This is a genomic window from Rhizobium sp. M10 (assembly GCF_002531955.1).
GTDB lineage: Bacteria > Pseudomonadota > Alphaproteobacteria > Rhizobiales > Rhizobiaceae > Rhizobium > Rhizobium etli_C.
Window position 1 is genome coordinate 415,793 of record NZ_NWTA01000003.1, and the last position, 12,624, is coordinate 428,416.

14 protein-coding genes are annotated in these 12,624 nt (G+C 61.1%); 7 read left to right on the forward strand and 7 right to left on the reverse strand.

Translation table 11 applies throughout. The features are described from left to right. Window positions 1-94 precede the first annotated feature (94 nt). Window positions 95-562 (reverse strand): Lrp/AsnC family transcriptional regulator, encoded by a 468-nt coding sequence (locus CO671_RS07350; RefSeq protein ID WP_097605375.1) that lies wholly within the window; start codon window positions 560-562, stop codon window positions 95-97. Between the two features lie 130 nt (window positions 563-692). Between CO671_RS07350 and CO671_RS07355 the strand changes: the two genes are divergently transcribed. From CO671_RS07355 to CO671_RS07360, 3 genes are all read left to right on the forward strand, one after another. After that, window positions 693-1,916 (forward strand): argininosuccinate synthase, encoded by a 1,224-nt coding sequence (locus CO671_RS07355; RefSeq protein WP_097605376.1) that lies wholly within the window; start codon window positions 693-695, stop codon window positions 1,914-1,916. Window positions 1,917-2,121: 205 nt separating this feature from the next. Then, window positions 2,122-2,295, forward strand: a complete 174-nt coding sequence (locus CO671_RS33675; RefSeq protein ID WP_010031841.1) for a hypothetical protein — start codon at window positions 2,122-2,124, stop codon at window positions 2,293-2,295. 296 nt (window positions 2,296-2,591) lie between these two features. Then, window positions 2,592-3,362, forward strand: a complete 771-nt coding sequence (locus CO671_RS07360; protein ID WP_097605377.1) for a phosphodiester glycosidase family protein — start codon at window positions 2,592-2,594, stop codon at window positions 3,360-3,362. A gap of 53 nt (window positions 3,363-3,415) precedes the next feature. Here CO671_RS07360 and CO671_RS07365 read toward each other — a convergent pair whose 3' ends face one another. Then, on the reverse strand, window positions 3,416-5,296 hold the full coding sequence (locus tag CO671_RS07365; RefSeq protein WP_097605378.1) for an ABC transporter ATP-binding protein: 1,881 nt from the start codon (window positions 5,294-5,296) through the stop codon (window positions 3,416-3,418). A gap of 222 nt (window positions 5,297-5,518) precedes the next feature. Between CO671_RS07365 and CO671_RS07370 the strand changes: the two genes are divergently transcribed. Next, window positions 5,519-5,920, forward strand: coding sequence for a GFA family protein (locus CO671_RS07370; protein WP_097605379.1), 402 nt, complete (start codon window positions 5,519-5,521; stop codon window positions 5,918-5,920). Between the two features lie 51 nt (window positions 5,921-5,971). Here CO671_RS07370 and CO671_RS07375 read toward each other — a convergent pair whose 3' ends face one another. Both CO671_RS07375 and CO671_RS07380 read right to left on the reverse strand, forming a co-directional pair. Continuing rightward, window positions 5,972-6,445 (reverse strand): VOC family protein, encoded by a 474-nt coding sequence (locus tag CO671_RS07375; RefSeq protein ID WP_097605380.1) that lies wholly within the window; start codon window positions 6,443-6,445, stop codon window positions 5,972-5,974. Window positions 6,446-6,603: 158 nt separating this feature from the next. Further along, entirely contained in the window at window positions 6,604-7,050 is a 447-nt protein-coding gene (locus CO671_RS07380; RefSeq protein WP_097605381.1) for a VOC family protein, read from the reverse strand. Window positions 7,051-7,245: 195 nt separating this feature from the next. Here CO671_RS07380 and CO671_RS07385 point away from each other — a divergent pair, with 195 nt between their 5' ends. Continuing rightward, a complete protein-coding gene (locus CO671_RS07385) occupies window positions 7,246-7,461 on the forward strand; it encodes a hypothetical protein (RefSeq protein WP_097605382.1) in 216 nt (71 codons plus the stop codon). 137 nt (window positions 7,462-7,598) lie between these two features. After that, the gene (dapB, locus tag CO671_RS07390) at window positions 7,599-8,369 is read left to right on the forward strand and encodes a 4-hydroxy-tetrahydrodipicolinate reductase (protein WP_010029540.1); all 771 of its coding nucleotides are present in this window, start codon (window positions 7,599-7,601) and stop codon (window positions 8,367-8,369) included. A gap of 72 nt (window positions 8,370-8,441) precedes the next feature. Here the strand turns inward: dapB and CO671_RS07395 are convergent, their stop codons facing one another. From CO671_RS07395 to CO671_RS07410, 3 genes are all read right to left on the reverse strand, one after another. Next, entirely contained in the window at window positions 8,442-9,389 is a 948-nt protein-coding gene (locus tag CO671_RS07395; RefSeq protein WP_097605383.1) for an ornithine cyclodeaminase family protein, read from the reverse strand. A gap of 97 nt (window positions 9,390-9,486) precedes the next feature. Next, window positions 9,487-9,993, reverse strand: a complete 507-nt coding sequence (locus CO671_RS07400; protein ID WP_010031958.1) for a GNAT family N-acetyltransferase — start codon at window positions 9,991-9,993, stop codon at window positions 9,487-9,489. Window positions 9,994-10,776: 783 nt separating this feature from the next. Continuing rightward, window positions 10,777-11,592 carry an AraC family transcriptional regulator gene (locus CO671_RS07410; RefSeq protein WP_097605384.1) on the reverse strand — a complete coding sequence of 272 codons (816 nt, stop codon included), beginning with the start codon at window positions 11,590-11,592 and terminating at the stop codon, window positions 10,777-10,779. A 96-nt stretch (window positions 11,593-11,688) separates the two neighbouring features. Between CO671_RS07410 and CO671_RS07415 the strand changes: the two genes are divergently transcribed. Further along, window positions 11,689-12,609, forward strand: coding sequence for a phytanoyl-CoA dioxygenase family protein (locus tag CO671_RS07415; protein ID WP_097605385.1), 921 nt, complete (start codon window positions 11,689-11,691; stop codon window positions 12,607-12,609). Window positions 12,610-12,624: the final 15 nt, after the last annotated feature.

The following is a 12,624-nucleotide window of genomic DNA, read 5'->3' on the forward strand; positions in this document are numbered from 1 at the left end:
GTGCCACCGCCCCGCTCACCAATGCCGGGCTTCTCCTCGAAGGACACGAACACCGGCCTCGTCTGGCTGACACGTCGCCGCGCGTAAGCGGCGTCTATCGCAGCGGCAGCTCGTAACTCCGCTTCAGCGTTTCCATCGGCACGTCTGTCTTGACGCTGAGCACGCTCGGAATGCGCGTCAGGTGATCTGCCTGGAAGCGCCAATAACTGTGCAGATCGGCGGTGACGATACGAAGCACGGCGTCGCACTCTCCTGTCGTCAGGTAGCATTCCATCACCTCGGGGAAGCGTCGCACTGCCTCGGCGAAGCGCAGCGTCACCTCGGCATCCTGTGTCCGGAAGCACACGCGGGCGAAAACCGTCAGACCCGCCCCGACCTTTGCCGGGTCGAGCACGGCGACATAGCGATCGATGATGCCTGCCTCTTCCAGCAGCCTCACCCGGCGCAGACATGGCGAAGGCGAGAGCCCCACCTCCCTTGCCAGCTCGACATTCGAAATGCGCCCGTCGCGCTGGAGCACGCGCAGGATATGCCGATCGATCGCATCCAAAGTGACTGACATTTTATAGCTCCGTGAGATTTATTACTGGCATATCATGCCGAACTTTTGCAATTTCAGGGATGCTTCGCAAGCTCATTGCGTGAGCTTTGGCCTATCGTTTCACGCATCGATGTGATGTGGAGAAGAGCTGATGGCAAGAAAGATAGGAAAAATCGTGCTCGCTTATTCCGGCGGGCTGGATACGTCGATCATCCTCAAATGGCTGCAGGAGACCTATGGGTGCGAGGTCGTCACCTTCACCGCCGATCTCGGCCAGGGCGAGGAACTCGAACCGGCCCGCGCCAAAGCGAAGATGCTGGGTGTTCGGGACATTCGCATCGTCGATCTGCGTGAGGAATTCGTCGGCGATTTCGTCTTTCCCATGCTGCGGGCCAATACGCTCTATGAGGGCCAGTATCTCCTCGGCAGTTCCATCGCCCGTCCGCTGATCGCCAAACACCTCGTCGCCGTCGCCCGTGAGGTCGGTGCCGACGCCGTCGCCCACGGCTCGACCGGCAAAGGCAATGACCAGGTCCGCCTCGAACTCGCCGTCAATGCGCTCGACCCCTCAATCGAGGTCATTGCCCCCTGGCGCCAATGGGATATCCGCTCGCGCGCCCAGTTGCTGGAATATGCCACAAGGCATCAAATCCCCGTGCCGAAGGACAGACGCGGCGACGCCCCCTTCTCGATCGACGCCAACCTGCTGCACACCTCTACTGAAGGTAAGGTCCTTGAAGACCCGGCGGAGATCGCGCCCGATTACATCTATCAGCGCACGGTCGATCCCGTCGACGCTCCGGACCAGCCCGAGACTGTCGCGATCGGCTTCGAAAGCGGCGACCCGGTTTCGGTGGACGGCAGGCCGATGACGCCGGCCGCATTGCTCGCCGAACTCAACGAGCGAGGCGGGCGACACGGCGTCGGGCGGCTCGATCTGGTTGAAAACCGCTACATCGGCATGAAGTCGAGGGGCGTTTACGAGACACCGGGCGGCACGATTCTGCTTGCAGCCCATCGCGGCATCGAATCGATCACCCTCGATCGCGCCGCCGCACATCTGAAGGAAGAGCTCATGCCCCGCTACGCCGAGCTGATCTATAACGGTTTCTGGTTTTCTCCCGAACGGGACATGCTGCAAGCCCTCATCGACCGCAGCCAGGCCTTCGTCAGCGGCGAAGTCACGCTCAGGCTCTACAAGGGAAACGCCTCGGTCATATCCCGAGCCTCCCCTTCCTCGCTCTATTCCGCCGATCTCGTCACGTTCGAGGAAGGGCGGGTCGCTTATGACCACCACGACGCCGAAGGTTTCATCAGGCTCAACGGATTGCGCCTCAAAAACTGGGCCGCCCGTAACGGAAGACACCGCGCCTGAGCTCGCAGCGGCAAGCCTGATTGACCGCTTCCTGCCGCCGATCAACCCGATCGGCAATCGTCGCAGAATTTCAAACGATTTTAAAAATCAGGCGCCCAGAGTTAATCGATTTTAATTTTATTATTAAAATTTTCTTGTTGCGACGCAAAAGAAACTCAGCATTAGCTTTTTTGCCGATGCTCAGTTTGTCGTTTGGAGAACTTGCATGACTGTGACATTTCCGCTGACCGAGAAGCGCGACGCAGAAGCGTTGCTCAAGCATTTGACGCTGCACAGGCTCACCTATCCCGGAAACTGCGTCGTATCACTCAAGGCGCACGTCGCCCAGGTTTCATCCTCCCACACGACAGCCCTCGGCACGGCCCGTACCGCGTGGTAAGAACAACTGCCGCCCACTCTCACCTGCTTGCCGGCGGCCAGGTGAGGGTGACATAGCCCCGGCGCCACCCGGCATCCACCGGATAGCGCCGAGAACCGCATCAAGGCATTCGACCTGGCTTGAATCCATTGCACCGGCAGTTGCGTAGACATTCACACGCCATCCAGCAGAAATCATCGGCTGCCAGTTACAGAAAAGCGATCATTGCGGTATTTACGGAGTTCCCACTCCCCGCAGTGCCGCAGGAGCGTAACCGGATTCCAGCTCGGCGGCGGCAAATCGGATGCGTGACCCAAATGACCTATCTGAAACATGGCATGCTCGCTCTGGCATTGGTGCTGGCAGCCTTACTGCCCCTGCACCACGCGCAGGCCGAACAATGCGAAAAGGTCACCTTCGATGAGGCGCAATACGTCGTCTGCACCTTGGAAGTGGGGAAAGTCGACCTGCGTCTGTTCTGGAAGGGCGCCGACGGCGAGCCATACCGCGCTTTTTCCAGCCTTGCCGAAGCCGTTCGCGCCGAAGGGCGAAAACTGACTTTCGCCGTCAATGCCGGCATGTACCGGGCCGACTTTTCGCCGATGGGACTGTATGTCGAGAACGGCAGGGAACTGAAACCCGCCAATAGGGCCACCGGCGGCTCCGCCAGTCAGGTGCCGAATTTCTACAAGAAGCCGAATGGCGTGTTCTTTCTTGGTGAAGCAGGCGCTGGGATAGTAGCGACCGAAAAGTATTTGAAGCTCGCCACCAAGTCGCGCTTTGCCACGCAGTCCGGTCCGATGCTCGTCATCGCCGGCAACCTCAACCCGATCTTCATCGCAGGCTCGACGGACCGAACCCGCCGAAGTGGTGTCGGCGTCTGCGAAAACGGAACTGTTCGCTTCGCAATCAGCGACGAGAGCGTGAATTTCCACGATTTCGCGCGGCTTTTCCGCGATCGCCTGAAATGCCGCGACGCCTTGTTTCTCGATGGCGGACGCGGCGTCGGAGTTTACAATCCGGCAATGGGACGCAACGACTGGTCCTGGCACGGCGGCTACGGCCCGATCTTCGGGCTTGTGGAATAGCGCTCCGTGGGAGGCGCGGCGCCCGATATGACAGGCAATCTTTTCGGCTTCGTTCAAGTCTCAGGCAAAGCCGGCAAGGCTTCGTCGATGTCTTCAGGAATAAAACCGCCGGTCTGGCGTTTCCACAGGCGGGCAAACAGACCATCCCGTTCGACCAGTTCGTCCGGCCTGCCCTCTTCCACGATCCGCCCGTGATCGAGCACGACGATCCGGTCCATCCTGGCAATGGTTGAAAGCCGATGTGCGATGGCGATCACCGTCTTTCCCTCCATCACGAGGTTCAGCCTTTCCTGGATGGCGGCTTCGGATTCGCTATCGAGGGCCGAGGTCGCTTCGTCAAGCACCAGGATCGGCGCGTTCTTCAGAAGAACGCGGGCGATGGCGACACGCTGGCGCTGGCCGCCTGACAGTTTGATGCCGCGGTCGCCGACGAAGGCGTCGTAACCCTTGCGGCCCTCGCCGTCGGCAAGATCGGCGATGAAGCCATCGGCACTCGCCATCTTCGTCACCCTTTCGATCTCTTCCTGCGTCGCCTCCGGCCGGCCGTAGCGGATATTGTCGCCGACCGAACGGTGCAGCAGCGCGACGTCCTGCGCGATCACCCCGATGGCGCGGCGAAGGCTTGACTGCGTGACCGCGCGGATATCCTGTCCATCGATCAGGATCGCGCCCGCCTTGATGTCGTAGAAGCGCAGGAGCAGGTTTGCGAGCGTGGTCTTGCCAGCCCCCGAAAGGCCGACCAGCCCGACCTTCTCGCCCGGCCGCACCGTCAGCGACAGATCGTCGATGACGGGCTTGCCCGATTTATAGGCGAAACGGACATTCTCAAACCGGATCTCGCCCTGTTGCACGGCAAGTTCGCTCGCATCCGGCCGGTCGCTGATCGTCGGCGGCGTCGTCATGACGGGCATGGCGTCCTTGATCGTGCCGATCGCCTGGAAGATCTGCTGGCCCATCTGCAGGAAGACGAAGATCTGCGACGACAGGCGGTGGAGGATGTAGACCGCGCCGACGAACTCGCCGACCGTGAGGAAGCCTTTGACGAGGCCGGAAAATCCGATCGACAGCATGGCCAGCCACAGCAGGGTGTTGAGAACCACGACGGTCACTTCCGACGAGCGATAGATACGCTGCTCGCTATGCTGCGTCTGCACGGCCTTCTGAATGATGCGGCGGATTGCGCCTGCCTCACTGTCTTCGGCCGCAAACTGCTTGATCATCTGCATGTTGGTATAGAGATCGGTGATGGCGCCGGCCACCATGCTGCGCTGCTTGGCGGTGCGCCGCGAGCGTTCGACAAAAACAGGCACGATCCTGGCGGTGAATGCGACGTTGAGCGCGATCCAGACGACGACCGGCACGGCAAGCTGCCAGGCCAGAGCGCTTAGCAGGACAACGGAGCCGACCAGTTGCATCAGGAAACGCGGGATGGACTGGAAGCCGGCAAGGATCTGCTGCTGGACGGCGGAGGACACCTGCTGCAGCCGCGAGGAAACCTGGCCGGCATAGAGATCATGGAAGAAGGCAAGGTCCTGCCGCTCCACCGCCTTGTGGCCCTGCCACTGAATGGCAGCTGGCATGGCGATGCCCAATGTATGTGAGCTCAGCGTGTTAAGCGTGAAGGAAACGATCGGCATCACGGGAAAGATCAGGAAGCCGAGGACAGCAAGCAGCAGCCATTCCTTCTCCAGGAAGGCGGCAGCACCCTGTTGCGTCACACCATCGACGATGACCGAAAGCCCCCAGACGATTGTCAGGTTGATCACCTCGAACACCATGGAGCAAAGCGCAAGTGTGATCAGCACGCCTCGAAACATCGAAATGAAGTGCAGAAGGACGGCCACGGGCCCCTTGGACGGCAGTGGCCGATAGGCAATATCGAGCGGCCTGATCCAGGTTTCGAAAGGACGATAGATCGCATCTGAGATCGACATTGGCCACCCGGATCAAATGGGGAAGAGACGTGGACTCAACTACGCCAGGTCGCATGGGATCATCTTCCGGCATCAACCTCAATTAGAAATTTCAAAATGATCGAATGGGCGTTATCGCGATGGCTCGGCCCGGGAAGCAACGTCGCAATGTCCAATTGCCGTCCCTATCCGATTGAGGCAGGATGCGGCGTGTGAAGAGACGCAGAGGTTGAACGCACGCGCATGCTGACGGGCTCATGTCATTGCGGCAAGACGAGTTGGGCGCTCGAGGGCGATCCCGGCTCGATTACCGCGTGCAACTGCACCCTCTGCCGGCGCTACGGCGTTCTATGGGCCTATGACTATGAGGGAGAGCGTATCGCTCTGACCGGGCAGACCGCTTCCTATACCCGCGCCGGTAGGGAGAACTCATCTCTCGAAATCCTGTTCTGCCCCTCCTGCGCCTGCGTTTTGAGTTGGCGCGGCCTGCGGCTTCAAAAGGATGGCCGCCGCCGCATGGCCGTCAACATTCGGCTTGCGCCCCCGGATCTCGTGGCCGATTTGCCCATCGATCACTTCGATGGGCTTGAGACGTTCGAAGACCTTCCCTCCCAGGGACGCTGCGTGCGCGATCTCTGGTTCTGAAAACCCGCCATGCATCGGCCTCGGGGCGCCGATCGTCCGCACCGGACGGGCTCAGCCGCGTCGGGCGGCCTCGATCGCGGCAACGTCGATCTTCCGCATGGTCATCATCGCATCAAAGGCGCGCTTTGCCTCGTCACCACCTGCGGCCAGCGCCTCGGTCAGCACCCGCGGCGTAATCTGCCAGGACACGCCCCATCTGTCTTTACACCAGCCGCATTCGCTTTCCTGGCCGCCATTGCCGACAATGGCGTTCCAATAGCGGTCGGTTTCTTCCTGATCCTCGGTTGCGATCTGGAATGAGAAAGCTTCGCTGTGTTTGAATGTGGGACCGCCGTTCAGTCCAATGCAAGGAATACCCGCAACAGTGAATTCGACAACCAACACGTCTCCCTGCTTGCCCTCGGGATAATCTCCCGGCGCACGAATGACAGCACCGACGGCGCTGTCCGGAAAAGTCGCGGCATAAAAGCGGGCGGCGGCCTCAGCCTCTTTGTCGTACCAAAGGCAGATCGTGTTCTTCGCCATTGCGTCGGTCCTTTCGCTCTTCGTTCGAATGTCCTCCTTGGAAATAAGAGACAAACAGTCTTTCTCCAGCCCATGTCAGCTGTTTCCGCTGTGGCTGCCGAGTGCTGCTAAATCCACAAGGCTATTGAACCGCTGGCGGACCGCACCGCCGACCGAGTTCAATTCGAGGGCTTCGAAACAAGCGGAGAAAGAGATTGCGCCGAATATGACGGACCGGTTTCGGGTCGGCCATCGTGATCCACCCCCCACGGCGGATCGACGCGGTTCTTTCCGGCAAAATAAAGGACGATACGATTGCCGCCGGGGTCGAATAGCTCGGCCTCGCGCCAGAGCCAACTCTTGTCTTCAGGCCCGCTGGCAAAACGAAGACCGGCCCCGCCAAGGCGGCCGATCGTCTCGTCCAGGTTCTCGCACTCGAAATAGACTGTGGTTCCGCCACCGCCATTTTCGCCCTGATGCAGAGAGAAGGTGCTGTCCCCATCCGGGCAGACGAAACGCACATACCGCGGACGGGCGTCAACGACGGGCCTGAGACCGAGGACGCGATAGAAACTCCAGCCCGCATCAAGATCAGGCATCGTCACTGTTACCTGGTTCAAGCGCATGATCTCTCCTCCCCGGCAGGGTCCGCTCAAAATGGTGCCACGCTTGCTGGACCGCGACCTTCATAAAAACAAAGACCTGAAAGCGTCGCATGAATCAAAGTCTAAACAATACGGTTTTGGTGTCATCGGCGCAAAACTCGTGTCAGACTACGCCAGCTGCGCATCGCCTGCACACCGATCGAGAGGCTTGAAACCATGCATAAGTTCACCGTATCCTTTATCCGGGAGATCGAGGCCGATACCGCAGAAGAGGCCGCTCTGCTTCTGTATCAGGAATTATCAAAGGGGCCGGTGCCTGACGGCTACTCGGTCACCGACGAGATGAAGGTGACAACCGAGGTCAAGCTGGACCGCCATAAAGCCGACGAATTCGCCAGCATCGATCACACCGCCGACCCCGGCAACTGGTGACGCCGCGCCACTTCGGCGCGACCACATAAAATCTCTGCTTGGCGCTCGGAGCGGAAGTGCGGTAGCTGCAAGACCCTTTCCGGCGAGGACGCCGGATGCAACAGCTTCTCCATCGCAAATAACGCAGCAGGAAGAACGTGACCACACCAATCAAAGTAGCCGTCGCCGGCGCGAACGGCCGCATGGGTCGAACCATCTTACCGCTGCTGGCGGCCGATCCGGATTTTGCCTTCGTCGGCGGCATCGGCCGTGACGCCGCGGCGGGCGCCGAGTTGATCGATCGTTCGGCCGCGATCGCGGCCGCCGACGTGATCCTGGATTTCACGACGGGAGCTGCTGCCGCCGAACTTGCCGGCTTATGCGCCTCGGCGGGCGGACCAGCTCTTGTGATCGGCGCCACAGGTTTCGAGCCGGACGAGCTCGAGCGGATCGCCGAGGCGGCGCGCACCATTCCGATCCTGCGCTCCGGCAATTTCTCGATCGGCGTCAACATGCTGGTCAGCCTCGTCACCCAGGCCGCGCGCGCCCTCCCTGCCCAAGGTTGGGATATCGAAATCCTGGAAGCGCATCACAACCAGAAGATCGACGCGCCGTCCGGCACGGCGCTGATGCTCGGCGAAGCGGCAGCCGAAGGACGCGGCGTTTCCCTCGCATCGGTCGAGCGGCGCGGGCGCGACGGCATGACCGGCGAGCGACCACCCGACGAGATCGGCTTCGCCGTGCTGCGCGCCGGCGGGCTCGTCGGAGAACACAAGGTGCTGTTTGCCGCCGCCGAGGAGGTTCTCACGCTTTCGCATTCGGCTCTCGATCGCGGCATGTTCGCCCGCGGCGCGCTTGCCGCCGCCCGCTGGATCACAGGGCGCGCGCCCGGCGAATACAATATGCGGAACGTCCTGGGCCTGACGTGAGACAGGCGAACAAACACTGCACGCACCACGATCAACCCGCATCCTGAGGTGCCCCGAAGGGGCCTCGAAGGATCATCCTGAGGTGTCCCGAAGGACGAGGGCGGGTGATCGGAGTATCGCCGAGGCGACGACGACCTCCGTTCCGGCCAGGCCCACCGAACAGAACAGCGTTATGTCCTCGGACGATCGCCGTCCGGGCGCTTTCCCGGCAATGATGTCGGCAAGATCGGCGATGCGATCATCGTTGCCGGAGCCGGTGAGGAAAAACGGCGAAGCATAGGCACGTGCCTGTTCGGGAGAGTCCGTTGCGATCACGGCTGCGGCATCGGCGACATCCAACCCGAGTTCGTATCCTTGAAGCGTTTTCGGGCCGACGGTGGTGACATGCACGCCGGGCTTCAAATCGCGGGAGTGGACGACAGGCGTTTGGCTCGTGGTCGCGCAGATGACGATGTCGGCGTCATCGACGGCTTTCGAGACGCTGTCGACCGGCTCCACAGCAAGCCCCAGGGCGTGCTGCATCTCGCTTGCGAAGGCTGCGCGATTTATCTCGTCGCGGCTATAGACGCGGGCGCGGTCGAGGTTGCGAACGGCGGCCGCCGCGGCAAGCTGGGTTCGCGCCTGCGCCCCACTGCCGATGATCCCGACAATCCTGGCATCAGCTGCGCTGAGATGCCGGATGGCGAGCCCGCCGATGGCGCCGGTCCTGAGGCCGCCGAGGTGCTCGCCGAGAATGACGCCCTCGAGCCGGGCGTCATCGGCCGACCACACGGCGACGATCTGCGTATGCTCCGCCCCGTTGAATGTGTCGTAGACGCGAAAACCCGCGACCGGCTTCTCACCCATGAGGCCACCAACCGTGAAAACGAGATCGCCTCGATCGGGAAACGAAACATGATGCCGAGGCGGGGAGATCAAGCGATTGCCGGCTCTCGCGAGAAAGGCGGCCTCGAGCGCGTCGATGGCGATGGACATCAAAGCGCCGCCGACCAGATCCTCGTCTCTCAGAATTTTCGTCATGGCACAGCTCCCGCTCATGCCCGCATCCTGCGACCCCAACCGCGGTTGAGGTCAAGAGGTGAGACAAACCTCTACGCGAAGAAAATCCGCGTAATGTCTAATCGACGAAACGGCGCGCCATCATCACGTCGTCGATCTCCCTGCCCTCCTCCAGCACCCCGCCGGGAATCCTGCCGATCTCGGAGAAACCCTGACGTTGGTAGAACCGAATTGCCGCCGGGTTCTCCGCGCTGACGAACAGTTCCAGCTGCCGGACGCCGATATCACGCGCGTGATCCGAGATCGTCTCCAGCAGCGTCCCGGCAAGACCCGTTCCACGCAGCTCTGCGCGGACATAGACCATGATGATGGTGGCGCGATGGATCATCTTGCTCGGCCGCTGCCGAAGCAGGCCCATAATGCCGACCGGTTCGCCGTTCCGAAACGCGACAAAAACCGGGTCGCTCAGTCGATTGCGCCACTCCTCGATGGAAAGAGCCTCCCAGTCTTCGTAGCGGCTGGCAAAGAGGGACGGTTCGGCGCGCAGCGCCTCCAGACGGACCCGCCGGAAAGACTCCACCTCGTCTGCCTGGATAAGCCTGATCGTCACACAACTCGCATCCATCGAAACCTCCTGCAATCAACGCGATACTGTCAATACTGACAGTTCGGGATAATGCAATCGAGGTCGGTGCCGACAAGGGGGATTGTTTCCGCGCAGTGGCGCGGCGTCTTGGAAGATGCAAAGGACGCCAAAACAGTGACAAACGCGTATCGGCCCTATTTTCCGGCTGATGCGTATTGGGTCCAGCAGGCGTTGCGCCTGCGGTACTCCGCCGGTCACTGCATCGGCGTTCCCACCCGACCGCCCTTTCGTGCGACCGATGAATCGAATGGCTCCCCCGCCGGCGAATTCGTTGGCCGGAGGTCCCATTGATCAGATTGCCGGACGGGCGGTTCATAGGGCGCAGGCGCGGGAGTCGACCCTACAACTAGGTCATCTGGCCGGATCGGCGCACTGCCGACCGTCCCGGTCGCGGTGTCATCGATCATTCGGTCGGCGATGGAATGGCTTGGCCCGTCCGCGTCGAACGGTGCGATCTGATGGATGACGACGAGAAGGACTACCCCAACCGCCGAGCACACGAGCGCGTAGAGAACAAAATATTTCAGCGCATATCCCTCGCTGTTGGCAGAACGACATTGACAGAACTGCGAATGATATTTCCACATCTTTGATGGATACTTACAAAAAAGGCAATGAATTTTAAAGTTACCCGGAGTGATTAGAAATCACGGCACGAAAACGCTAACAATATTAAAAATTACCTCACGTAATGATCGATTTCATCGTGCGCGTCGCGGCTAAGATGAAAGATCCTCATATAACGGCTATCGCCCGCGCCCCTCACATTCTCCGGTACCGCGCTCGAAATTGGCTTGGGCTGCAGCTTTCACGCTCGTGAAAGAGGCGCGAGAAATAAAACGGATCGTCGATGCCGATCCTGGCGGCGATGGATTCAATCTTTTCATCGCTGGTGGCTAGCAATTGTTTGGCACGGTCCATGCGGACACGGAGCTGAAATGCCTTAGGCGGCAAACCCGTTTCAGTCACGAATCTGCGCCGCAGCGTGGCCGGCGACATCCCGTGCTCGACAGCGAAAGCAGCGAGGTCGAGCGGCTGTAGCGCCCGCCCCCGCAAGGTCTCGACGATGTCGCCGGCATCAACCTGGCGCCCGCTCGCCGCAGCGCTCGCCTCCCTTGCGGCCGAGATCACGATGTTATGCAGCGCCGATGCCGCTGAGGCCTGGCCTAGAGGGGTGTCGTTGATGAGATCGGCGTGCAGAGATGCGAAGAGCCGCGCCACCTCCTCGACATGGCGCAGCGCTACAACGGGGTGCTGCTCGGCGATCAGGCGCAGACTTACGAAATCCCGCGTGAACGAGCCGCCGAACAGCGCCCATCGCTCATCCCAGCCGCCCTCATCCGGCCCATATGAATGGAGGCGATTGGGAAAGAGCCAGAAGAGCGCTGGTCCCTCGATATGCCGGCGCACGCCGGCGGTTTCCAGAAAGCCCTGCCCACGCTCCACCAGCACGACCGCAAAACTCGGGAGCTTCCTCCTCTTCACGGCATGGCGCGCATGCTGTTTGCCGCTCCCGGTGACGGCAAGCCCGCCAGCCGCGTCGAGCGGTGACCGATAGATGGCCTCAGCCGCTCTCATGTTGAGCGAAAAGTCCAGCGATGACTTTCCTCCATGTATTCCGGCCTTGTCGTCGGCTATTTTGAGCTACAATAGACCAAGCGACGGACGGACGAAATGTCAATTGCTGCAAATGTCGAGCCGCGAAAAACCGACCTTTCCCTTGCCGCCCATGGCCGGACGATCCCGGCCGAAAGGCTTGGCCTGCTTCAGCCGACCGACCCGGCCATCGGCATCGAAGCCATCCGCCGCCGCTACGAGGAGGACGGTTATGTTTGGCTGAAGGGCCTTCTGCCGCGCCCCGAAGTGATCGATTTTCGCCGCTGGGTCTTCTCCCGCCTTGCCGAAACCGGGCTGTTGGTAACAGGCCATGATTTTGCTCTCGGCATCGCCGCCGCCGAAGGCGTCGACTGGGCCCTGGCCGACCGGCGGCTGATGTCGATCGTCCGCTCGGCCGCCTATGAAGGTTTCTGCGCCCAGCCGCCGCTCGTGCGCTTCATGGACGCCTTTCTCCAAGGCATTTCCTATCTCCATAAGCGCAAGCTGCTGCGCTATACCAAGCCAGGCACGGCGACGGCCACCCCGGCCCATTACGATCTCGTCTATCTCCGCGGCGGCACCAACCGGCTGGTGACGGCCTGGATTCCGATCGGCGACGTCCCCATCGAAATGGGCGGCCTCGTCTATCTCGAAGGCTCGCACGCCATCGGGCGGGGGATGGAGGCCGAATTCCGGCTCCGCAGCGGCGACCTCTCGCCGGAGGAGCGGATCAGCGCCTATAACAGCCATATGGCCGAAGGCGGCTGGGTCTCGAAGGATCTCCCCGGTATGGCCGAACGTTTCAACGCCCGCTGGCTCGCCGCCGATTACGAAACCGGTGACGTGGTCCTGCACTCGCCCTACATGATCCACGCTGCCACGACCAACCAGGATCGCGCCGGCCGTCTGCGTCTCTCCACCGACATCCGCTTCCAGAACGTCGATGACGAAATCGACGCCCGCTGGAACAATCACTGGAGCCTCGGAGATATGCTGTAGCGACGATGGCCGCGC

Bases quoted from the DNA above. Each gene is read 5' to 3' on its own strand.
- CO671_RS07380 (WP_097605381.1), bottom strand. From the start codon at position 7,050: ATGCGCTTGAACCAGGTAACAGTGACGATGCCTGATCTTGATGCGGGC.
- CO671_RS07395 (WP_097605383.1), bottom strand. From the start codon at position 9,389: ATGACGAAAATTCTGAGAGACGAGGATCTGGTCGGCGGCGCTTTGATG.
- CO671_RS07360 (WP_097605377.1), top strand. From the start codon at position 2,592: ATGACCTATCTGAAACATGGCATGCTCGCTCTGGCATTGGTGCTGGCA.
- CO671_RS07415 (WP_097605385.1), top strand. From the start codon at position 11,689: ATGTCAATTGCTGCAAATGTCGAGCCGCGAAAAACCGACCTTTCCCTT.
- CO671_RS07350 (WP_097605375.1), bottom strand. From the start codon at position 562: ATGTCAGTCACTTTGGATGCGATCGATCGGCATATCCTGCGCGTGCTC.
- CO671_RS07355 (WP_097605376.1), top strand. From the start codon at position 693: ATGGCAAGAAAGATAGGAAAAATCGTGCTCGCTTATTCCGGCGGGCTG.
- CO671_RS07375 (WP_097605380.1), bottom strand. From the start codon at position 6,445: ATGGCGAAGAACACGATCTGCCTTTGGTACGACAAAGAGGCTGAGGCC.
- CO671_RS07410 (WP_097605384.1), bottom strand. From the start codon at position 11,592: ATGAGAGCGGCTGAGGCCATCTATCGGTCACCGCTCGACGCGGCTGGC.
- CO671_RS07365 (WP_097605378.1), bottom strand. From the start codon at position 5,296: ATGTCGATCTCAGATGCGATCTATCGTCCTTTCGAAACCTGGATCAGG.
- CO671_RS33675 (WP_010031841.1), top strand. From the start codon at position 2,122: ATGACTGTGACATTTCCGCTGACCGAGAAGCGCGACGCAGAAGCGTTG.
- CO671_RS07385 (WP_097605382.1), top strand. From the start codon at position 7,246: ATGCATAAGTTCACCGTATCCTTTATCCGGGAGATCGAGGCCGATACC.
- CO671_RS07370 (WP_097605379.1), top strand. From the start codon at position 5,519: ATGCTGACGGGCTCATGTCATTGCGGCAAGACGAGTTGGGCGCTCGAG.
- CO671_RS07400 (WP_010031958.1), bottom strand. From the start codon at position 9,993: ATGGATGCGAGTTGTGTGACGATCAGGCTTATCCAGGCAGACGAGGTG.